Source organism: Microbulbifer pacificus (assembly GCF_002959965.1).
GTDB classification, from domain to species: domain Bacteria; phylum Pseudomonadota; class Gammaproteobacteria; order Pseudomonadales; family Cellvibrionaceae; genus Microbulbifer; species Microbulbifer pacificus_A.
Genome location: NZ_PREV01000027.1, coordinates 1,356,883 through 1,378,957 on the forward strand (window position 1 = coordinate 1,356,883; position 22,075 = coordinate 1,378,957).

The window sequence follows — 22,075 nt, forward strand, 5'->3', positions numbered from 1 at the left end:
GATCAAGCAAATACGCCCTATATTTAACCACACTCTTTTCTAAAATGGCGATTAATTCTGGGACTATTCCCACATAATCCGGTTTTTTATCCTGCACCCATTTGCATCAGGGAGTTTCGAGGGAAAATCTATGCCAACTAACTTCGCCGGCCCATTGACCGTAGAGTTGAAGAACGCGCGCCAGAAGGCCCGCCAATACCTGCATGCCGACGAAAACCAGTGCGTCAGCGAACTGCTGGCCGCCCCGCGCCCGGGCGAGGCCCTGCGCGAGAAGATCCTCGCCACCGCCAGCCAGCTGGTGGTTAAGTCCCGCGAGCAGCGCAGCAAGCGCGGCACCCTGGACGCCTTCCTGCAGCAGTTCGGCCTCTCCAATAAGGAGGGCGTGGCCCTGATGTGCCTGGCGGAGTCCCTGCTGCGGGTACCGGATGCCGACACCGCTGACAAGCTGATCGCGGAAAAGGTGCACTCCGGCGATTGGTCGAGTCACCGCGGCCAGTCAGACTCCCTGTTCGTGAATGCGTCCACCTGGGGCCTGATGCTGACCGGCAGTATCGTCGAGCTGGACCCGGACATTACCGAAAAGCCGTCCAGCCTGATGAAGCGACTGGTGAGCCGTATGGGTGAGCCCATGGTGCGCACCTCCATGATGCAGGCCATGAAGATCATGGGCGGGCAGTATGTCCTCGGCCGCACCATCAAGGAAGCCCTGAAGCGCGGCCCTGCGGAAAATAAACCCGGCACCCGCTTCTCCTTCGACATGCTCGGCGAAGGCGCCCGCACCATGGCGGATGCCCAGCGCTACTTCGACTCCTACATGATGGCCATCGAAGCCATCGGCGCCGACAACCTCAAGAAGAGCGAAGACCAGCGCAACGTGGTGGAGGCGAACGGCATTTCCATCAAGCTCTCCGCCCTGCACCCGCGCTACAGCGAGCTGCAGCGCGAGCGCGTGATGAGCGAGCTGCTGCCGAAAGTGATCGAGCTGTGCGCCGCCGCCGCCAAATACCAGATGGGCCTCAACATCGACGCCGAAGAAGCGGAGCGTCTCGATATCTCCCTGGATATCTTCGAGGCCCTGGCGCGCGCGCCGGAACTGCGCGACTGGCAAGGCCTCGGCTTCGTACTGCAGGCGTACCAGAAACGCGCCCCGCACGTGGCGGACTGGCTTATCGCGCTCGGCCGCGACACCGGGCGCAAGCTGATGGTGCGCCTGGTGAAAGGCGCCTACTGGGACAGCGAGATCAAGCACGCCCAGCAGATGGGCCTCTCCGACTACCCGGTTTACACCCGCAAATGCCACACCGACCTCTCCTATCAGGTCTGTGCGCGCAAGCTGCTGGACGCGAACGACGCGATTTACCCGCAGTTCGCCACCCACAACGCCTACACCGTGGGCCTGATTCTGGAAATGGCCGGCAACCGCACCGACTATGAATTCCAGCGTCTGCACGGTATGGGTCACCTGCTCTACGATCAGATTGAAGCCGTTCATGGCAAACGCGCACCGGTGCGTGTGTACGCTCCCGTCGGCGCCCACCGCGATCTGCTGCCCTACCTGGTGCGCCGTCTGCTGGAGAACGGAGCCAACAGTTCCTTCGTCAACCGCTTTATGGACGAGAAGACACCGGTCAACGTACTAGTGCAGGACACCCTGAAACTGAGCGAGGCCTGCAACCCCTACCGCCACCCGGAAATCCCGGTGCCTGCGGATATCTACATCGGCCATGAGGCGCTGCCGCGGAAAAATTCCCACGGTTTCGAGCTCACCGATCCAATCGCCTTCGCCCCGCTCAAGCAGATGGTGGAAGCGTCCGCAGGCAAAACCTGGACTGGCGGTCCGATCGTGGATGGTATTGCCGGCAAGGCGGATCTGGCGGTAGTCAACCCGGCCACCGGCGAGGTGGTGGGCCACACGGCCAACACCGACGCCGCGCTGATCGACAAGGCGTTTACCTCCGCCGCCGAACATCAGCGCGCCTGGAACCGCCTAGGCGGTGAAGCCCGCGCAAAAATCCTTGATCAGGTAGCGGACCTGTACGAGCAGCATATGAATGAACTGGTGGCGATGATCTGCCGCGAGGCCGGCCGCACCCTGAACGACGGGATCAGCGAAGTGCGCGAGGCTGTGGACTTCTGCCGCTACTACGCCAATGGTGCACGCCAGCATTTCAGCAAGCCCACACTGCTCCCGGGACCGACTGGCGAGAGCAACGAGCTCAGCCTGTGCGGACGCGGCGTGTTCGTGTGCATCAGCCCCTGGAACTTCCCGCTGGCCATTTTCACCGGTCAGGTGGTTGCCGCGCTCGCCGCGGGCAACGCGGTACTCGCCAAGCCCGCGGAGCAGACCCCACTGATCGCGGCGCGCGCGGTCCAGCTGATGCACGAGGCAGGCGTTCCGCAGAAGGTACTGCATCTGATCACCGGCACCGGCGCTGCCATTGGCAAACCGCTGCTGGATCACCCGCGGGTTGCCGGCGTGGCCTTTACCGGCTCCACAGAAACCGCCAAGCACATCAATATGCAGCTGGCGGCAAAAGACGGCCCCATCGTACCGCTGATCGCCGAAACTGGCGGGCAGAACGTAATGATCGTGGACTCCACCGCCCTGCCCGAGCAGGTAGTGGACGACGTGATCAACTCTGCGTTCCTGAGCGCCGGCCAGCGCTGTTCCGCGCTGCGTATCCTGTGTGTACAGGACGTGATCGCGGACAACCTGCTGAACATGCTGAAAGGCGCCTGTGAAGAGCTGGTGCTGGGCGACCCGTCGCAACTGGAAACCGATATCGGCCCGGTGATCGACGAGAAGGCCCTCGGCCTGCTGGAAAAGCACCGTGAACGTATGAGCGCGGAAGCGAAAACGCTGTTTGCGTTCGACGAGAGCAAACGCCCGCAGCGCGGCACCTTCTTTGGCCCGCAGGTGGTGGAGATTACCGATATCAATCTGCTGAAGCGCGAGGTGTTCGGTCCCTTCCTGCACGTGGTGCGCTTCAAGGCGGAAGAACTGGAAGACGTAATCCGCCGCATCAACGCGACCGGATACGGCCTCACCTTTGGTTTGCACTCTCGCATCGAAGGTCGCGCCGGGGCCATCTTCAAGCGTATCGATGCGGGCAACTGCTATATCAACCGCGACATGGTAGGCGCCGTAGTGGGTGTAAACCCGTTCGGCGGCATGGGCCTTTCCGGCACTGGCCCCAAGGCAGGCGGTCCACACTATCTGTTCCGTTTCGCCAACGAGAAAACCAAGACGGTCAACACCGTGGCCACCGGTGGCAACACACAGCTGTTTACCCTGGGGCAGTAATTGCCGCAAAAGAAAAAGCCCGGGATATCCCGGGCTTTTTTGTTTCTCGGCAAATAGTTTTTCAACAGAAGACTCAACGTACTACCGCCCCGCCTGTATGCCGATCACAGGTTTGTTAAGGGAAAACTGGTCGATCACATTGCCCTTGTCGTCAATGGCGCGGTACTTCAACGCACCCGAAGCCGGGTCCACATCAATCACCTGATACGTGCGCGTATTCACCGCACCGAACGCGGCGAACGCTGGCAGTTCCTGCTCGTACAGTTTGGTCCCGGACACCGCAACCAGATAGACCGTCCCCTGCTCACCCGCTGCCACCGGCTCATTGCCGCGCATGGGCACTGTGCGCATATAGGCGTGGTCATGCCCCTGAAACGCGATATCCACGTGATGCTTGTCGAAAATCGGCCCCCACGCATCGCGGATCGGTTTGTTGTCGCGGCCTTCGCGGGAGGCGTAGAACGGATGGTGATAGATCACCACCTTCCAGCGCGCATCGCTCTGACCCAATACACGATCCAACCACTCCGCCTGCAACGCCGGCTCCACCAGGTGGTAGTTGGAATCCATCACCACCACCAGCAGATCCTGATACGTCACGTGATAGGTGCGACCGGCGTCCAGCTTGTCACTGCCGTTATCCGGCAGCGCGAACTGTTTGAGATACAGCGTCGGGTGCCCGCCGTGGCTGTCGTGATTGCCGAGCGCCGGCACCACCATGGAACGGTCGAATACGGAACTGCCCTCGTGGAAAAACTGGTCCCAGTTGTCCTGCTCCTGACCGTGGTCGATCAGGTCGCCGGCGATCATGTAAAAGCGCGCATCCGGGAATTCGAAATCCGCCTGCCGGATCAGCTGACCCCACCGGTCCAGACCATTCTGGGGGTCCCCCAGATAGACGAAGGAAAATGGCTCCACCGGCGCGCGGGCTGCCGTGCGGAATTCCCGCGGTGTGGTCCAGCTCCTGCCGTTATCGGTACTGACAGCGTAGAGGTAGTCCGTCGCCGGTTTCAGGTCTTCGAGCACAACGCGGTGCAAACGCACCACCGGGTCGTTCACCACCTGGCGGCTGTGCAATTCTGTGTAGCTGGCACTTTTGCGCTGCACTGCACTGCCACCGCGCGCCAGAAGGCGGTCCTTCGGAGCCACCCATAACTGGCCGTTGCTCACACTGGCATCGGTACGCCACTGTACGGTGGCGGACGTCGCGGGATCACCCTGCCAGGTCAACTGCAGATGATCGGGTCGTGGAGAAGACGGATAACGGGTTTCACGGAAATAGCCGACGAAACGCGACACCAGCTCCCAACTTTCATACGTGCGCAAGAACGGCAGCCCCACCAGCGCCTCGGGCAAGGTGTTGAAATAGTCATTGTCATCGACAAATGGCAGACCCCCGACCTTCGCGATCTGCACGTCTACCCCCTCGACCAGAGGCGTCATCGCCACCGGCGCTTCTCCATCTACGGCACCGGCGAAGACCAGATAGGGCTTCAATTCACCGGACAGACTGGGTACGCCCAGATTCACCTGCCCCGCGTCCACGGGCTTCGACCAGACGTGGTAGGGATCTTCTTGGTCCACGACGAAGTCAAGTTCAGCTCTCCGCGAAAATCCGAGGTCCACAAGCCAGAATGGTGTTTCGCCATGGGAGGCCTCGAAGGCGACAAAAATGATCGCTGCGCGGTCTACCCGAAAACGCACAAAACTGCTCGCAAGATACGCCCGCTCATCCGCGGAGAGAAACTCAGCCGCGGATTCCGCAGTCAGCGAGATTCGCTGCGCGGGAGACAGCTCCTGGGACATCCTGTCGATGATCTCGGAAACCCTGTTTTCGAGATCTCTATGAACAGAGCCGGAATCACCGGCCGCCGCGATACTGCTCAAACAGAGCAGGATCAAGGAAAAGGCCAGATTGAAAAATAACCGCATGGAACCCCCTTTTATTGATCCGGGGATTCTATCGGCATATTTTTTTGGTTGGCGTCAGAAAAATGAATTTTTGATGACAATACGGTTACATGCCGTCGTGGTTTCTGCCCGCAAAAAAAAGGCCGGAGGGTCCCTCCGGCCAAGCCAAGTCCTGTGAGTATTGCCGAATAGCACTTGGTGTTAATTCAGTACACGGTATCCACGTCCACGCAGGCAATTACGGGTGATGTAATTCGCTTCCGCATTGGAGCTGCCCACACCGCTGATGCCGCCGAGTAGCGCACCAGCTCCGGCGCCGGCTGCGGCGGCACTGCTGGTATCGCCAATGATTGCGCCGAGCGCCCCACCCAGCAGGGCGCCGCCAGCGGCTCTTGTGACACCGCGACGGCCGGCATCGTTACGCGCCGCCATTGACAGGCCTCTGCAATCTGCCAGATCCAGCTGATACTGGCGCATGTTGACACCATAGGTATCGATCACGATGTTGCCCGCGCCGGGCACCTGCTCCTGCTGGTGCGCACATCCAAGAAGGACGGCTGCGCTCAGAGCCATACCGGCCAATACCACAAATCTCATTGGCGCCCCTCTTCACATTTTGTCGCCTGTGTCCTCTTAGGTTTAGACGGAGGTTGAGAGATGCGCCAGTGAAGGGAAGGAATTAACGAAAAAATCCGGGAACCAGACAGTCCGAAATCTGTTGTCGTTGACCATGGAGTTCGGCACTGGAATATGACGTTGGGAAATGGCATTTCCCCCGCATGTAAGGGAAGTCTCACAGGGAACCGGGGAATCAGGCCCGATCATCCATCGGGCCCGAACCACCTGTGATCAGCGCAGACTGGTGACCGCGTCTGCGGGGATAAGCGCGGAATGATCATCAGAGAACTGGCTCAGCAGACGACGCCAGTCACCACGCACGGCATCAAACTTCGCCGCGCGCACATGGCCATAGCCTCGCACCTGTTGCGGCAATGCCAGCAATTGACTCGCTGCGGACCGATTTTCATTGCTGAGCCGATCCGCCACCAGGGAAACCGCGCGATACACTTCACGTGCCCAACGCCGCTCCTCTTTGCGCTCGGCGGTATAGCCGAAAATATCCAGCGGCGTTCCTCGCAGGATTTTCCCCCGTGCCAGCAGTGGCATCACCTTCGCCACCCAGGCGCCGAGCACTATTTTGCGTACTTTGCCGCCGGCATCAGGGCGCGCGAGCAACGGTGGGGCCATCAGGAACTTGAGGGTGTAGTCGCCACTGAACGTTTCCTGAAGTTGACGCCGGAATTCTTCGCCGCTGAAGAGACGCGCCACTTCGTACTCGTCCTTGTAGGCCATCGCCTTGAACAGACTTTTCGCCGCCACACGACTCAACTCGCCATTGCCATCGGCCAGGCGACTTTCCGCACGCTGAAGTTTTTCAATAACAGCGGTGAACTTGCGCGCATAGGAAGCACTCTGGTATTTGCTCAGTTCGCCTCCCAGGCGGGCCACCATTTGCTCATTCGTCTCCAAAGGTTCGACGATGTTGACCACTTGCGCTGGCGTCACCAGCTGCTCAATTACCGCAGGGCTATCTGCCAGCAGGCGACCGGCACGGAATGCGCGCAGGTTGTTCTCAACCGCAACACCATTCAACTCCACCGCACGTTCAACGGCACTTTGCGAAACCGGAAGGAGACCGCGCTGGCACGCGTAGCCGAGCATCATCAGGTTCGCGGCTACCGAGTCTCCGAACAGTGCTTCGGCATAGCGATTGGCATCAAAACTGAAATACTCTCCCGCCACTGAACGGATGCTCTCCGCGGTAGCTTCCGCCGGAAACGCAAGCTCGTTATCGCGCACAAATGCGGCTACAGGAACTTCCGCGGTATTCACCAACGCCTTCATGCGACCACGGGCAAATTTTTGGCGCTGACCAGCCGCGGTCACCATGTCACAGGCAAGCAGCAGCTCAGCGGCGCCATCGCGAATACGCGCCGTGGTGATGTCTTGCGGTGCCTGACCCACTTTCACATGGGCCACAACCGCGCCATTTTTTTGTGAGAGCCCCGTGAAATACAGCGTGGTACTACCCTTCTCCTCCAGGTGTGCCGCCATCCCCAACAACGCCGCCACCGTGAGCACACCACTACCGCCAATACCGGCAACCAGAATATTCAGGGGCTGATCCAGTTTTGGCTTGGGGGCATCCGGCAGATTTCTGCTCGCGCGATCAATGGCCTCGGCCAGGGTCTCCAGCGCCGGTTTCTTCAGTTCACCGCCCTCCACACTGACAAAACTCGGGCAGAAGCCATCGGCGCAGCGCATGTCCTTGTTGCAGCTCGACTGGTTGACCTGCCGCTTGCGACCAAAGGCGGTTTCCAGGGGCTCTACGGCGATACAGCTCGACTGTACACTGCAATCGCCACAACCTTCGCACACCCGATGGTTGATCAACAGGCGCCTTGCCGGATCGGGCATCTGCCCTTTCTTGCGGCGGCGGCGTTTCTCCGCCGCACACACCTGCTCATAAATAATCGCGGTAACACCGGCGGTATCACGCAACTGGCGCTGTACCTGATCCAGTTCATCTCGGTGGAATATCTGAAGTTCGTCGGGCAACAGATTGCGATGTTGCCGCCAGTGATCGGGGTTCTCGCTGACCAGGCACACCTGCCCGACGCCTTCCGCCAACAACTGCCGAGAGAGAGTCGGTACCGTTACCTCGCCATCCGCGGGTTGGCCACCGGTCATCGCGACCGCGTCGTTCAACAGAATTTTGTAGGTGATATTGATCTGGCTCGCCACTGCCTGGCGGATGGCCAGCAGACCGGAGTGGTTGTAGGTACCATCGCCCATATTCTGGAAAATATGCTTGTCGCTGGAGAAGCGATGCAGCCCCACCCAATGCGCACCCTCGCCCCCCATGTGTGAATAGGTATCCGTGCGCAAGCCTTTACCCAGCGCCATGATATGGCAGCCGATACCGGCGCTGCCGGTACTGCCTTCCGGCAGTTTGGTGGAACTGTTATGGGGACAACCGGCACAAAATATCGGCTCGCGCGCCAACAGGCCGCTGGATTTCTGCACCACGTCCCGGCCGAGTTTTTCCGCCAATGGCAGGAGTTTTGCCGAATACTCGGTATCCGCCAGCCAGCGTGCAATGGCCTTCGCCACCTGATCCGGGCCAAAGCCCCAAATGGCCGGCAACAGGTCATTACCATCCAGATCTTTTTTACCCACCACTTTCGGACGCTGCTGATCCGGCCAGCCGTAGAAAAGATTTTTCATCTGGTCTTCCACCAGCGGGCGCTTCTCTTCCACAACCAGAATCCGCTCCATACCGCGGGCAAATTCCGTCATACCGCGTGGCTCCAGCGGCCAGCTCATGGCAACTTTGTGAATGGAGATACCCGCGTCCAGAAGATCCTGCTCCGTCAGCTCCAGCAGCTTGAGCGCCTCCAGCAAATCGCCATGCGCCTTGCCTACGGTGACAATACCAAAACGTTTTATCGGCGCATCCACCACCGTGCGATCAAGTTTGTTGCTGTAGGCAAAAGCGCGTGCGGCGGGCAGCCGCTCCTCCAGCATGCGCCGTTCGTACTCAAGGCGCTCGGCGGGCCAGTTCAGGTGCGGATCATAGTTAAGGCCATGGGGCGGAATCGGGAAGGACTCCGGCAGTACAAAACGCGGCAGATCAGGCACCAAAATAGATGCACCGGATTCCACGGTTTCGGTAATGGTTTTGAAACCGACCCACAGGCCGGAGAAACGGGAGAGCGCGATACCCGCGAGCCCGAGCGTAAGGTACTCATCGATGGTGGCCGGGAACAGCAGCGGCATCATTACCGACTCGAAAATCTGGTCGGTGTTGTGAGAAAACATGGAGGATTCCGCCGTGTGGTCGTCGCCACACAGGGCCAGCACACCGCCGAGCTTGGAGGTTCCCTGGATGTTGGCCTGGCGGAATACGTCCGCGCTACGGTCCACACCGTGGCCCTTGCCGTACCAGATGGAGAATACCCCGTCGCGAGTGGCTTGCTTTCGGTAGTGATCCAACAGCTGGGTACCCCAGATGTTGGTCGCCCCGAGGTCCTCATTGATACCCGGCTCGAAGTGAACATCGCGCTCGGCCAGCAATTTTTTGTGACGCCACAGCGCCTGGTCGTATCCACCCAGGGGGGAGCCGCGATACCCGGAGATAAAACCGGCCGTGTTCAGGCCCGCCTGTTCATCCAGCTGTTTCTGCATGAGCGGCAGACGCACCAGGGCGTCGATACCGGTGAGAAATACACGACCGGAATCCCGGGTAAACGCCGCCTTGAGGGAGTACTCCCGGTCAAAGCCCAGTTCCTGATCCGTTTCGACCATCGCCATGGTAAAGACCTTCTCGCTCTATATCCGGCGCCAGGTACCCGATAACAGGGGTTCCGGCGCAATCCGGTGATATGTTGTTGTTTTCCGTAAACTATCACCGAGAAGACAAGCAGGTCATACCAAAATCACCAAAAAACGCGAGATACACGGAAAGAATTAACCACTTGAAGGCACATTTCTGCAATAATCAACGATATCGGCCGGACTATTGAGAATCTTTATCAAGTTGTCCGTCACGGCTGGTGATGCACCTGCTCCAACGTGCTCGAGTGCGGATTCCGGATAGAACAGATGCGATAATCCGGTCACGCGATGTATGCTTTTCAAGGCAGTGACTCGGGCGCTGGCCAGTGGATTCACCGCGGTCGCCACCCCATTTTGACAACCAGATCAGAACACATAGAAACACCGGGAACCCTTATGGCCTATATGCTGGACGCCATCGACAAGCACATTCTGGAAATTCTTCAGCAGGACGCGACCATCCCCAATATCGAGCTGGCGGAGAAGGTCTGCCTGTCGCCCTCCCCGTGCTCACGCCGGGTCAAAAACCTGCACGAACAGGGCTTTATCAAGCGCGCCGTTACTCTGCTGGAGCCGGACATGGTGGGGCTGCCGGTAAGTGTGTTTATTCAGGTGACGTTGAACCATCAGGTCAAGAAGGAGCTGCAGCACTTCGAGTCCACCATCGCCCAGTGGCCCGAGGTGATGGAGTGCTACCTGATGACTGGGGATTTCGATTATCTGTTACGGGTGGTGGTGCCGAACCTGCACGCGTATCAGGAGTTTCTCGACAAAAAACTCACAGAGCTGCCGGGGATCGACCATATCAAAAGCAGCTTTTCACTGAAGCAGGTGCGCTACCGTACCGAACTGCCGCTCGATCAGCTGATGGAAAAATGATTCAGCGGCGAAACAGGCTCAGGATAAGACTCAGCACCACACTGATGATGATCATCGACACAATCGGGAAGTAAACCCGGCTGCGCTCGGATTCGATACGGATGTCGCCGGGCAATCGCCCGAACCAACTGAACAGGTTCGGAAAAAAATGCAGCAGTACGCCGATCAATACCAGCACACAGCCCAGAACAATAAGCCACTTCGGCACTGCTTCGCCTCCATCAACGTCTCGTTTAAGTGTAGAAGTTCCTGACTTGTAGCCGGGCAAAAAACAAAAAGGCCGCGATGCGTAAACATCGCGGCCTTTTTGTTACCGGTTCAGCCGTGCAGATTATTCTCCCGCGGCAGCGGTGGCTTCCGCCTTTTCGCCGGGAACAGGAAATCCGCGATCACGCATCAACGGCTCAATGCCCGCATCGCGCCCGCGGAACAGACGATAGGCTTCCGCCGGGTCAATGGCGTTGCGCGGGGCGAACAGGTATTTGACCAGCTTGCCCGCCACTTCCTTATCGTAGAAACCACCCTTAGCCTCGGCGAAGGCCTCGGAGGCGTCGGCGGTCAAGACATCCGCCCACATGTAGCCGTAGTAACCCGCGGAGTAACCTTCACCGGAGAAGATATGACCGAACTGCGGCGTGCGGTGGCGCATCACCAGTTCGCTCGGCATACCCAGTGCATCGAGGGTTTCACGCTCGAACTTGTCCGGATCGATACCTTTCGGATCGGTGGTGTGCAGTTTCATATCCACCAGCGCCGATGCCAGATACTCGGTAGTACTGAACCCCTGATTGAAATTCGCAGCTTTCTTGATCTTGGCGACCAGCTCGGCCGGCATCGGCTTGCCGGTTTTGTAGTGCACCAGATAGTTCTCGATTACCGGGTCGGTGCTCAACCAACGCTCCAGCAGCTGAGATTGAAACTCAGTGTAATCACGTACACCGCTGTTCAGCGTCGGGTAAGCGACGTTGGATGCCAGGAAGTGCAGCGCATGACCAAACTCATGGAAGAACGTTGTGGCGTCGTCCCAGCTCACCAAAACCGGCTCACCAGGGGCGCCCTTGATGAAGTTGGAATTGTTGGAAGCCAGTACGGTTTCCTTGCCATCAAACGTGCTGTGATCACGGTACATGCTGGCCCAGGCACCGGAGCGCTTACCGGCGCGGGCAAACGGATCCAGGTACCAGAGACCGATATGCTCGCCGGAGGTCTTGTCCGTAACCTCCCAGACTTTTACGTCTTCGTGATAGACCGGAACGGTACCCGCTTTTACCGGAGTGAAGTTGAAATTGAACAGCTCACCGGCCACGAAGAACATACCTTCGCGCAGTTTGTCCAGCTGCAGATACTGCTTCACCTCGTCGGAATTCAGATCGTACTTCGCCTTGCGGACTTTTTCCGCATAGAAGCGATAATCCCACGGCTCGATCTTGATGCCCGCCTTTTCCGCATCGGCAACGGCCTGCATATCCGCCACTTCCTCATGTACACGGGCGACCGATGCCGGCCACACGGCCTCCATCAGTTTAATGGCGTTTTCCGGGGTTTTCGCCATACGATTCTGCACGCGCCACTCGGCGTAGTTGTCAAAGCCCAGCAGACCTACACGCTCATCACGCAGTTGCAGGATTTCGGCAATGATTGCGTTGTTATCGTGTTCGCCGCCGTTGTCACCACGACTGTAGTAATTACGCCACACCTGCTCCCGCAGCGCACGATCCTCTGAATAGGTGAGAAGCGGGTCCATGGAGGAGCGGGTGTTGGTAATCGCGTAGTTACCCTTCTGGCCTTTTTCTTCCGCCAGCGCGGCCGCAGCCTTCACAAACGACTCCGGCAGACCTCTCAACTGATCGCTACGCAGAAAAAGATCGTAGCCCTCCTCGTCCGCCAGTACGTTGTTCGCGAATTTGGTGTGCAGCTCGGCGAGACGCTCATTGATCTCGGCGTAGCGCGCCTTGGCATCACCGCTCAGCGTGGCACCATTGGTGGCGAATTCATCGTATACCAGCTCAACTACACGCTTCTGTTCCGGCGTCAGACCTGAATCATTGCGTGTATCGAAAACGGCTTTCACACGCTGGAACAGCTTGTCGTTCTGGATGATTTTCGAGTTGAAAGCGGCGAGCTGGGGAGCCATTTCCGTTTGCACCGCGCGGAACTCAGGAGAGGACATATTGCCGCTCCAGATACCCCAGTAGGTAAATACCTGGCTCAGTGCCTTGCCGCTGCGCTCCATTTCTTCAATGGTATTGGCGAAGGTCGGCGCAGCCGGATTATTGGCGATGCGGTCAATTTCCGCCAGGTTCTGCGCCATACCGTACTCAAGCGCCGGCTTGAGGTCTTCCACCTTCATTTTGTCAAACGCGGGTACCCCGCCGTAGGGGCCAGCCCACTCAGCCAGCAGCGGATTGCCGGCCACATCCGCCACTGCGGCGGCAGAGGCAACTACCTGTTCAGCGGGTTTGGAAACCTGCGCCTGTTCGGAATCTTTACCACAGCCGCTCAGGGCTGCGAGGGCGGCGGCAATGGACACTGCAATCAATGTTTGACGCATCGACTCGATCCTCTCTTTGTTTGCTGTAATTGTTTATGTAACTGTTAAATGACTGACCGCCCGGAGTGTACCCCGGGGGAGCAGATGCCGCTACGACACCCCGACCAGCCCACATTTTTATACGGCGAAGCGCTTTTCGCGCCGAATAACCCCCTGTCTCTGATCAACTTTGCGGAGGAAAGTCTGTGCTTTTCTAACATACCGACCATTGATAACGGCTTGTTAAGTGTATTGTTTTATAACCTGCAAAAAATGCCGGGATACCCCGGCATTGTCTGTTCGACGGCGGAATCAGGCGCGACGGTCTTCCACGATGGTGCCAAACATCTCGAGCTCAGCGTCGTGCACGCTCTCGCGCCAGGTCTCACGAAGCGCGTCAGCCACCCAGGACTGCATGCCTGGCAGCGCCAGTAGTCGCTCGCAGTAGGCCATCGCCTCTTCACCCAGTGAGAGCTGGTACCCGCGCAGGCGAATGGCTACCGGGGCAAAGAATGCATCCACCGCAGTGAACGACGCACCTGCGAGATACGGCCCCCCAAAACGCGTCAGCCCCTGCAACCACAACTCCTCTACTCGGTCGAGATTCTTCTGCAGCGCGGCATCCACTTCCCGCAACGCGACAGTCACACCACAATTCATACTGCACTGGTTACGCAGTGCGGAAAATCCGGAGTGCATTTCCGCCGCGGCACTGCGTGCCCACGCCCGCGCCTGCCGGTCTTGTGGCCACACCTGGGGAAAGGATTCGTAGAGGTACTCCGCAATGGCGAGGGAGTCCCACACCGTGATATCTCCATCTACCAGACAGGGCACCAGGCCGGTGGGGGAAAACTTGCGGAATTTTTCCCAACTGCCGCCCTCATCAAACGGCACCAGCTCCTCTTCAAAGGGAATATCCAGCTGGGTCGCCAGCAGCCAGGGGCGCAGCGACCAAGAGGAATAGTTTTTATTGCCGATAAATAATTGGTACATCCCACACTCCCTTACAAATGATCCGGTTGTTTCAGCGCCCGACCTGTAGCAGATCAGGCACTGCCATTGCGCCCCTCGCGCAACAATTCGGAAATACAGAACGCCAGTTCCAAAACCTGATCCGCATTCAAACGCGGATCGCATTGAGTGCGATAGCAGCTGGCGAGATCCGCATCGGAAATTTTCCAGGCGCCGCCAGTGCACTCAGTAACGTGCTGCCCGGTCATTTCCAGGTGGATACCACCTGGGTGACTACCCTCGGCACGGTGTACCGCAAAGAAATCGCGAATTTCCCGCAGGATATTATCGAAGTTTCGCGTCTTGAATCCGCTGGACGCCTTCTCGGTGTTGCCGTGCATAGGATCGGTACTCCACACCACTGAGCGCCCTTCCCTCTCCACCACACGCACCAACGCAGGCAATTTTTCACCCAGGGTATCCGCACCCATTCGGGTAATCAGTGTCAGCCGCCCCGGCTCATTGTTGGGGTTCAGGCGATCAATCAGACGGATCAACTCATCCGTGGCCATACCCGGCCCGACTTTCACACCGATGGGATTCCACACTCCCGCAAGAAATTCCACATGTGCTGCATCCAACTGGCGGGTGCGCTCACCAATCCACAGCATGTGTGCTGAGCAGTCGTACCATTTGCCAGTAAGACTGTCGGTACGGGTCAATGCCTGCTCGTAATTCAGCAGCAGCGCCTCATGCGATGTGTACAGAGTGGTCTCACGAATAGCCGGCGTGTTGGTCGAATTGATGCCGCACACCGCCATAAATTCCAGCGCATCCTGCAACCGCTCCGCCAGTTGCAAATAGCGATCGCGCTGTGGGTTGCTCTCAAGATAACTCAGGTTCCAGGCGTGCACCTGATGCAGATCCGCGAGGCCACCCTGGGCGAACGCGCGCAGCAGATTCAATGTGGCGGCGGACTGATTGTAGGCCGTCAGCATCCGTCGCGGATCCGGTACCCGCGCCTCCGCGGTAAAGTCGATACCGTTTATGATATCGCCGCGGTAACTGGGCAGCTCCACGCCGTTGATCGCTTCCGTGTCGGCGGAGCGAGGTTTGGCGTACTGCCCCGCCATACGCGCCACCTTCACTACCGGCAGATTGCCGGCGAAGGTGAGCACCACCGCCATCTGCAACAGTACCTTGAAGGTGTCGCGAATGCGGTTGGCATTGAAATCGGTGAAGGACTCTGCGCAATCGCCACCCTGCAGTAAAAATGCCTTGCCCTGGGCCACATCCGCCAATTGCCGGCGCAGTTCGCGCGCCTCGGCGGCAAATACCAGAGGCGGGTAGCTGGCGAGCTCCCGCTCAACGGATTCGACCTCGATAGTGGACTGGTATTTCGGTTGCTGGTGGGCCGTGAGCTTGCGCCAGCTCGCCGGGTCCCAGGGGTTGACTAAAGACTCGGACACAGGGATTTCTACCTCAACTTCCATTTTCGGTTGTACTTCGGATGACAGGCACCGGATGATCGGCCTGCTGCACAGCGATGTCACCATGCAGCCTGTTCAATGACGGGAAAAACAATCAGGCCGCGCCCAATACGCGCGGCCATAATTCAGATATCAGGATTCGAGAACTTCAGCAACGGACTGACAGAAATAGGCCATGTTGTTCTGGCTCAGGCCGGCGATGCTGATACGGCTGGAATCTACCATATAAATGGAGTAATTCTGCTGCAGTTTCTGCACTTGCTCCGGGGTAATACCCAGGAAGGAAAACATTCCCTTCTGCCTTTGGATAAAACTGAAATCGCCGGCAGCCCCAGACGTCCGCAGACTTTCTACCAATCCGGAGCGCAGTCCGTTGATACGCTCACGCATTTCGGCAAGCTCGGCTTCCCAGTTTGCCCGCAGGCCAGCGTCGGTCAGAATGGATTCCACAATGGCACCCCCATGGTTGGGCGGCATGGAGTAATTCCCGCGCACTACGTTGAGCAGTTGGCTCTGCCCACGATCGGCCGCCGCCGAATCGCTGTAAATCACCATTGCCAGGCCGACACGTTCGCGGTAGAGGCCAAAGTTCTTCGAGCAGGACGCGGCCACAATCATCTCGGGGACGGATTCCGCCATCAGACGCAGGCCGTAGGCATCGGCGTCGAGGCTTTCACCAAAACCCTGGTAGGCCATATCCACAAATGGCGTAAAGCCTTGCTTCTGCGCCATCTCCGCCAGTACCTTCCACTGCTCGCGGGAAAGATCCGCACCGCAGGGGTTATGACAGCAGGCGTGAAACAACACCAGATCACCCTCCCCCACATTCTTGAGCGTTTCCACCATGACATCGAACTGCAGTGTGCTGGTGGCGCGGTCGTAGTAGGGATAACTTTTAATCTGCAGGCCGGCGTTACCGAGCAGCGGAACATGATTGGCCCATGTGGGATCACTCACCCAGATAGTGGCACCAGCCTTGGCCCGATTCGCGAACTCGGCGAGCACACGCAACGCGCCGCATCCGCCCGGGGTTTGCGCGGAGCGCACGCGATTGCCGACCAGCGCCGGGTGCCCCGCGCCCAACACCAGTTCCTGCATGGCGATGTTGAATCCGGGGGTACCCGCCGGGCCGATGTAAGACTTGGTTTCTTCACTCTGCAGCAGGCGGGTCTCCGCCTCTTTCACCGCCTGCAGAACCGGAGTGTGGCCAGCCTCGTCTTTATAGACACCTACCCCCAGGTCGATCTTGCTGGGATTTTCATCGGCGCGGTAAGCGGCCAGCAGGCCGAGAATCGGGTCGGCGGGCAGGCTTTTCAGGTGGTCGAACATGGTAACTCCTGATGGTTCACACTGGCGTACCCATAGCGGCACGCCACTCGGTAATCTGGATGGGAAAACGATTGATCAATGACGGCAAACTGCGAGTCAGTCGATGAGACCGCGATTGGCCCAGTCCTGCGCGCGCGCCATCAGTTTTTCGATAATGCTGTCGAGCTGGCGACGCTCTTCTGTGGAGAGCGAGCCCATCAAGTCATTCTCGTATTGCTGTGCCAATGGCACTATGCGTTCGTACACGTCACGCCCCAGCGCCGACAGATTCAGTACCTGACGGCGACGATCGGCAAGATCCTCGCTGCGGGTGATGTAGTCGTTCTTGATCAGAATCGACACCGCACGGCTTATGGCTACCTTGTCCATCGCCGTCTGCTCCACCAGGTCCGCCGCGGAGAGGTTCGGGAAGCGCCCGAGAATCGCCATGACCCGCCACGCTGGAATGGTGAGATCAAAGCGTGCGCTGTAGGCATCCGCGATGGCGTTGCTGACACGGTTGGAGAGCACGGAAAGCCGGTACGGCAGAAACTTCTCCAGTCGCAGATCGTCCGGTCGCACAGCGTCGATTGGATTCGCCAGCTCAGTGGTTTCGCTTCGAGGGTTATCAGTCGTCATTGCGGTTCATTTACCTGCTGAGGAACGGGTTGTACCAGGTTTCAAATGTAACTAAGATTGGTTTCAATTGTAACCACTGCCGCAGGAATTTTTTGGCAGTTCAGACTCCCGGCAGCCGCCGACAGGAAAAAGCACAGCACTTCAAGAAATCGGCCGCGTATTATACGGGGTTTGACGCCATTTTTGTCAGCCAACCCGATGATTCGCGCAAATTATTTGCGCAGACTTAACTCAGAGACATGCCGCAGGGAAAGCGCCAACTTCCCCTCCAGTCTCACGACCATCCGTCGACAAGCAACAGGAAATCAGAAAATGGAACTGCACGGCTACTTCCGCTCCTCCGCCAGCTACCGCGTGCGCATTGCCCTCAATCTGAAGGGGCTTCACTATGACTACCATCCGGTCAATCTGCTCAAGAGCGAACAGCGGGAGCCCGCGTACCGCAGCCTCAATCCGCAGGGCCTGGTACCGGCCGTGATCGAGGCCGGTCACGTATTTACCCAGTCTCTCGCCATTCTCGAGTGGCTGGAGGAACAGCACCCAGAACCGGCGCTGCTGCCCCGGGACCCTCTCACCCGCGCCCATGTACGCGCACTCTCATACAACATCGCCTGCGATATTCAGCCGTTGCAAAACCTGAGGGTGCTCAAGTACCTTCAATCCGAACTGGCTGCGAGTGAGGAACAGAAGATTGACTGGATCCGCCACTGGATCGACGGAGGATTCCAGGCGCTGGAAGTCCAACTCAAACAGGGTCCAGCCCCCTTTGCCGGCGGCGACACGCCGGGAATGTTCGAGTGCTGCCTGATGCCTCAGATCTATAATGCGGAACGTTTCGGTATGGACATGGAGCGCTATCCCCACCTCGCGCGGATTGCCGGCAACTGCGCCACACTGCCCGCCTTTGAGAGGGCCAGACCGGAAAACCAGCCAGACAGCACCCTGTAACAGCGATACAGCCTCGATAAACCCGGAATCCTAGGAAGAGCTGTTCTTCCCGCGCTCCAGTACCAGAGGCTGACTGAAGGCAAGTGTGCATTGGGGGAAAGGAATTTCCATTCCCGCCTCATCCAGTGCCCGCTTGACCGCTGCTACCACCTCCCCCTGGGATTTGCGCTCCTCCAGCGGCGTCGAACCGCTCCACCAGGTGATTTCGATTTCCATACTGCTGTCACCGAAGGCGTGTGGAAAAATCTGGATCGGCTCGTCGTCACGCACGGACTTGCAGGATTGCACTGCCTGCTCGATGGTTTTCACCGCTTCGGCGAGGTCTACGCCGTAACCCACCCCGACGATCACGGTAAATCGCCGTTTATTGCGGTTGGTGAGAATTTCTACGGGGTTCTTGAACAGGAACAGATTGGGAACGATTACCAGCTCACCGGTGGCACGGCGAATCGCGGCGTTGCGTACATCCACCTGTTCCACCCGCCCGCAGACATTCTCACACTTGATGACATCCCCGGCTTCAAACGGAAAGCGCCACAGTATCAAAATACCGGCGAAAAAATTCTCAAAGATATCCTTGAATGCCAGGCCGATTGCCACCGACAGCAAGCCCAGCCCCCCGAGGGCCTTCGCCGGCGTGAGCCCGGGAAACAGCACCATAGCGGTAAACAACAAACCAACCACCCAGACCGCAATTTTGGCCAGGCGCTTGATAAGGTGCTGAAACGACAGTCGCTGGGTTGTTTTCCTGGCAAAACGAAATGTAAAGCGCCCGACCAGGGTGGCCAACACCCAGGTCAACAGCAGCATCAACAGGCTGGCAATCATAAATGGGGTATGGCCGAGGAACCCCGTCCAGATATTCAGAATGGAGGCGGTCACCGCATCGAGAATTTCCGGAAAGGACGATGGTGCGACTTCGGCAAGCTCGAGCGCATCGGCAAGCTGGTCCGTTTTGTCGCTGTCCGGAGGCTGGGCTTGTACCAGCATCGTCACTCACTCCGACCGACAAAGTCCCCAAGCCGCAGCCACTTGGTGGCAATCCACTTTTCGCCTTCCAATACCGGGCTGCCGCCGTGGAGCGTTTGATAATCAAGGTCACCCTGATCATTCGCGTAGGAAAAAAACAGTCCACACCCTTTGCGCGGCAAGATATCCAGATTCAACCTGGGAAACACCGTAGAGCCGCCTGATACCACGTCGTTCAGGTACATGATGACGGTACCCATCCGCTGTCCGCCCATGGACAGCACTCGACTGTTCCCCGGATGCTCTGGATTGAAGAAATCGTAGTGGGGACGATACTCAGCCCCGGGCTGGTAGTGGAGAATCTGGAGCGGCTCACCTCTGCTTTCCGGCACCCCCAACAGGTGGGATATCCGGGCCTCAATGGCCGCAACCAATGGTGTCTCACGCGTTTTGAAATACGTTCCAAAACTGGTGCGTACATCTCTCAGATCATAGGCACCATTTTCGGAGTTGACGACGCGGGACGGCGCCATTTGCGGCCGAGACATCTCAATGAGGGCGTCACACTCCCAGTCAGCGAGCAGATTGCCGAACAGAATGACATTGGGTTGGCGCATGGAAAGCAGGATATCAACCTGCCGATCCCCGAGCTTGATTCGATTGGAAACGGGTTCGAACAGGCGGAATCGCGAGCCGTCATCACAGAGTCCATCCCCTTGAACACCTTGCACACCGTCAAAGGCGTCTTTACGCAGGGACGCGCCCTGCCCCTCTCGGAGGTTGATCTCAGGATCGGAAATATACTGCCTGACGGCGTGCTCTATGGAGGGTTGATACCCAGCCTTAAGCAGCGCATCAACCATTACCGTCAGTTGCTGTCCATTTCTGACCGCGTCGCGAATCCATTTCTGCAGATCCGGCTGAAGTTCCGCAAACTCCACGAGACACTCCTTTGTCTTCCGACCTCGCGGCGCCATCCACCTTTCGCGCCACATTGCGTCACAGAGTATAGTCCCGCCATTGACGCAGAGCGAAACCCGGACGGCCGGATATACAGAGCAAGCGCCGCGACTCAGAACTTCGCGTCATTCAGGATGTCCTACGCCGAACCGACACAAGTGCGATCAACAGACATACCGCAAGGAAATCATGAAAAGTCACAACCCAATGCTCACAAAATGGCGCAAAGACGTGATCAGGCTGGCGGTGCTGGCGCTGGCGCTCCCCCTGCTCGTTATTCAGGGTTGCGCCACGCTATCGCCGGATTTTGAAACACCGGACGTCCAGGTCGTATCACTGGAGCCGATGCCGAGCGGCCACAGTGGTGATCTGAGGTTTCGTATTCACCTGCGGGTATTCAACCCCAACGACTCAGAGCTGGCGCTGTCCGGCCTGTACTACACCCTCAAGCTGGCAGGACACAAGCTGATTACCGGCACCTCTAGCAACCTGCCGGTGATACCGGCCTACGGACAGGACACGATTGTCGTGGATGCCTCCGCCAACCTGATGGGGTCATTTATGGCCGCCGCAGAACTGATCCAGATGCAGGGCCAAACGGTGCCCTATGAACTGGAAGCCAAACTCGGGCTCCAGCGCTCCTTATTGCCGGCCATACGCGTTACCAAGCGCGGGGAAATCCCGTTGGGGCAATACCAGCGCTGATCCCCTGGGCCGGGCATGGAAACCAAGGAAGACAGGACATAAGTGGAGGGTAATGCCGGAGATTCCGGCAAGGAGAGGACAACGCGGCGCCGTATCAGCGCCGCGCCGCAAGGATACCGCCAGTCATCGCCGCCATGGAGCTCAGGACGCCGAGACCTACAAGGCTGTACAGGCTGATGCTCTGCTCCGCCATGGCCGCCAGTACCTGCTCCAGGGGAAACTGCCAGCAGACGATGGCGGAAGCCGCCACGACGGCAGCGTACTGATAGCGGGTGGCGCGGCGCTCGGCGCGCTTCGCCGGCACCGGAGGCAGATCCGCCATCACGCGTTCGCAAAAGCCGTCGTCATCCAGGTGGGGTTCGTTGAACTGCAGCTGCTGCGACAGCCAGGTGTCGAAATCCGGCTCGTTGCCTTGCGCAAACGCAGCGGAATGAACCACACCGTCTTTAATCACCATACTTGTAGAACCATCCGTCGTATTCCCGGGTTCCTTTTGACTGGACCCGGCAGAATGCTGTTTGAAATCAGCCACTGACTACCTCCTCTCGCCAGGCCTGCAGCAGGGTCTGCAGCTTGGCCCGCGCGCGATTGACGTGGGATTTTACCGTGCCCAGCGGCAACTTCATAATGCTGGCGGCCTCTTCATGTGAAAAACCGCGCTGCATGCACAGGTGCACCGCCTGCCGCTGGACGTCACTCAACTCCCCCATAGCCGAATTCAGGTCTCGGGCCATACCCAGTTGCAGCGCTTCTTCGACGCTCTCATTCGCCTGGGCACGATCAACCGCATCCTGATCCACGTCCGGCGCGTTCTTGCGCTTGTGACTCATGACCAGATTGTAGGCGATGCGGTACAGCCAGGTGCTGAATCGCGCATCCCCCCGGAAAGCAGGCAATGCCTTGTAAGCCTTGATAAAGGCCTCCTGCGCCATGTCGTCGGCCAGGGCCTGGTCGCCATCGCACAGCTGACGGAGCGAGAAACGCAGCTGTGACTGATAGCGACGAACCAGCTGGGCGTACGCCCGCTGGTCCCCGTCTTCGACGACGCGCCGGATCAGATCCTCATCATTGAGGCTCATGGAT

17 protein-coding genes are annotated in these 22,075 nt (G+C 58.4%); 4 read left to right on the plus strand and 13 right to left on the minus strand.

Features of this window, described 5'->3' with window-relative positions; all coding sequences use genetic code 11:
- Positions 1 to 130: 130 nt before the first annotated feature.
- Positions 131 to 3,304 carry a bifunctional proline dehydrogenase/L-glutamate gamma-semialdehyde dehydrogenase PutA gene (gene putA, locus C3938_RS16465; RefSeq protein WP_105104299.1) on the plus strand — a complete coding sequence of 1,058 codons (3,174 nt, stop codon included), beginning with the start codon at positions 131 to 133 and terminating at the stop codon, positions 3,302 to 3,304.
- 81 nt (positions 3,305 to 3,385) lie between these two features.
- Here putA and C3938_RS16470 read toward each other — a convergent pair whose 3' ends face one another.
- From C3938_RS16470 to C3938_RS16480, 3 genes are all read right to left on the minus strand, one after another.
- The gene (locus C3938_RS16470; RefSeq protein ID WP_105104300.1) at positions 3,386 to 5,236 is read right to left on the minus strand and encodes a purple acid phosphatase family protein; all 1,851 of its coding nucleotides are present in this window, start codon (positions 5,234 to 5,236) and stop codon (positions 3,386 to 3,388) included.
- Between the two features lie 180 nt (positions 5,237 to 5,416).
- Positions 5,417 to 5,812 (minus strand): glycine zipper family protein, encoded by a 396-nt coding sequence (locus C3938_RS16475; RefSeq protein WP_105104301.1) that lies wholly within the window; start codon positions 5,810 to 5,812, stop codon positions 5,417 to 5,419.
- A gap of 252 nt (positions 5,813 to 6,064) precedes the next feature.
- A complete protein-coding gene (locus C3938_RS16480; RefSeq protein WP_105104302.1) occupies positions 6,065 to 9,589 on the minus strand; it encodes an indolepyruvate ferredoxin oxidoreductase family protein in 3,525 nt (1,174 codons plus the stop codon).
- Positions 9,590 to 10,009: 420 nt separating this feature from the next.
- Here C3938_RS16480 and C3938_RS16485 point away from each other — a divergent pair, with 420 nt between their 5' ends.
- Positions 10,010 to 10,492, plus strand: a complete 483-nt coding sequence (locus tag C3938_RS16485) for an Lrp/AsnC family transcriptional regulator (protein ID WP_105104303.1) — start codon at positions 10,010 to 10,012, stop codon at positions 10,490 to 10,492.
- A 1-nt stretch (position 10,493) separates the two neighbouring features.
- Here C3938_RS16485 and C3938_RS16490 read toward each other — a convergent pair whose 3' ends face one another.
- The 6 genes from C3938_RS16490 to C3938_RS16515 form a co-directional block, all read right to left on the minus strand.
- Complete coding sequence (locus tag C3938_RS16490) at positions 10,494 to 10,700, minus strand: DUF2905 domain-containing protein (RefSeq protein WP_105104304.1); 207 nt, start codon at positions 10,698 to 10,700, stop codon at positions 10,494 to 10,496.
- Positions 10,701 to 10,823: 123 nt separating this feature from the next.
- Positions 10,824 to 13,043 (minus strand): M3 family metallopeptidase, encoded by a 2,220-nt coding sequence (locus C3938_RS16495; protein ID WP_199775637.1) that lies wholly within the window; start codon positions 13,041 to 13,043, stop codon positions 10,824 to 10,826.
- Between the two features lie 291 nt (positions 13,044 to 13,334).
- Positions 13,335 to 14,015, minus strand: coding sequence for a glutathione S-transferase family protein (locus tag C3938_RS16500; protein WP_105104306.1), 681 nt, complete (start codon positions 14,013 to 14,015; stop codon positions 13,335 to 13,337).
- Positions 14,016 to 14,068: 53 nt separating this feature from the next.
- Positions 14,069 to 15,466 (minus strand): class II 3-deoxy-7-phosphoheptulonate synthase, encoded by a 1,398-nt coding sequence (locus C3938_RS16505; protein ID WP_105104307.1) that lies wholly within the window; start codon positions 15,464 to 15,466, stop codon positions 14,069 to 14,071.
- Between the two features lie 129 nt (positions 15,467 to 15,595).
- Positions 15,596 to 16,792, minus strand: a complete 1,197-nt coding sequence (locus tag C3938_RS16510) for an aromatic amino acid transaminase (protein WP_105104308.1) — start codon at positions 16,790 to 16,792, stop codon at positions 15,596 to 15,598.
- A gap of 96 nt (positions 16,793 to 16,888) precedes the next feature.
- Positions 16,889 to 17,410, minus strand: a complete 522-nt coding sequence (locus tag C3938_RS16515) for a MarR family winged helix-turn-helix transcriptional regulator (protein WP_105104309.1) — start codon at positions 17,408 to 17,410, stop codon at positions 16,889 to 16,891.
- 312 nt (positions 17,411 to 17,722) lie between these two features.
- On the opposite strand from C3938_RS16515, the gene maiA reads away from it, so the two are divergent.
- Entirely contained in the window at positions 17,723 to 18,358 is a 636-nt protein-coding gene (gene maiA, locus C3938_RS16520; protein ID WP_105104310.1) for a maleylacetoacetate isomerase, read from the plus strand.
- Positions 18,359 to 18,388: 30 nt separating this feature from the next.
- Here maiA and C3938_RS16525 read toward each other — a convergent pair whose 3' ends face one another.
- Positions 18,389 to 19,348, minus strand: coding sequence for a mechanosensitive ion channel family protein (locus C3938_RS16525; RefSeq protein ID WP_105104311.1), 960 nt, complete (start codon positions 19,346 to 19,348; stop codon positions 18,389 to 18,391).
- A gap of 2 nt (positions 19,349 to 19,350) precedes the next feature.
- Positions 19,351 to 20,268, minus strand: coding sequence for a 2OG-Fe(II) oxygenase (locus C3938_RS16530; RefSeq protein WP_158681745.1), 918 nt, complete (start codon positions 20,266 to 20,268; stop codon positions 19,351 to 19,353).
- A 208-nt stretch (positions 20,269 to 20,476) separates the two neighbouring features.
- On the opposite strand from C3938_RS16530, the gene C3938_RS16535 reads away from it, so the two are divergent.
- On the plus strand, positions 20,477 to 20,992 hold the full coding sequence (locus C3938_RS16535) for an LEA type 2 family protein (RefSeq protein WP_105104313.1): 516 nt from the start codon (positions 20,477 to 20,479) through the stop codon (positions 20,990 to 20,992).
- Positions 20,993 to 21,086: 94 nt separating this feature from the next.
- On the opposite strand, the gene C3938_RS16540 is transcribed toward C3938_RS16535, so the two are convergent.
- Both C3938_RS16540 and C3938_RS16545 read right to left on the minus strand, forming a co-directional pair.
- Positions 21,087 to 21,449 (minus strand): hypothetical protein, encoded by a 363-nt coding sequence (locus C3938_RS16540; protein ID WP_233998958.1) that lies wholly within the window; start codon positions 21,447 to 21,449, stop codon positions 21,087 to 21,089.
- A gap of 67 nt (positions 21,450 to 21,516) precedes the next feature.
- Positions 21,517 to 22,071 (minus strand): RNA polymerase sigma factor, encoded by a 555-nt coding sequence (locus C3938_RS16545; protein WP_105104315.1) that lies wholly within the window; start codon positions 22,069 to 22,071, stop codon positions 21,517 to 21,519.
- Between the last annotated feature and the right edge of the window lie 4 nt (positions 22,072 to 22,075).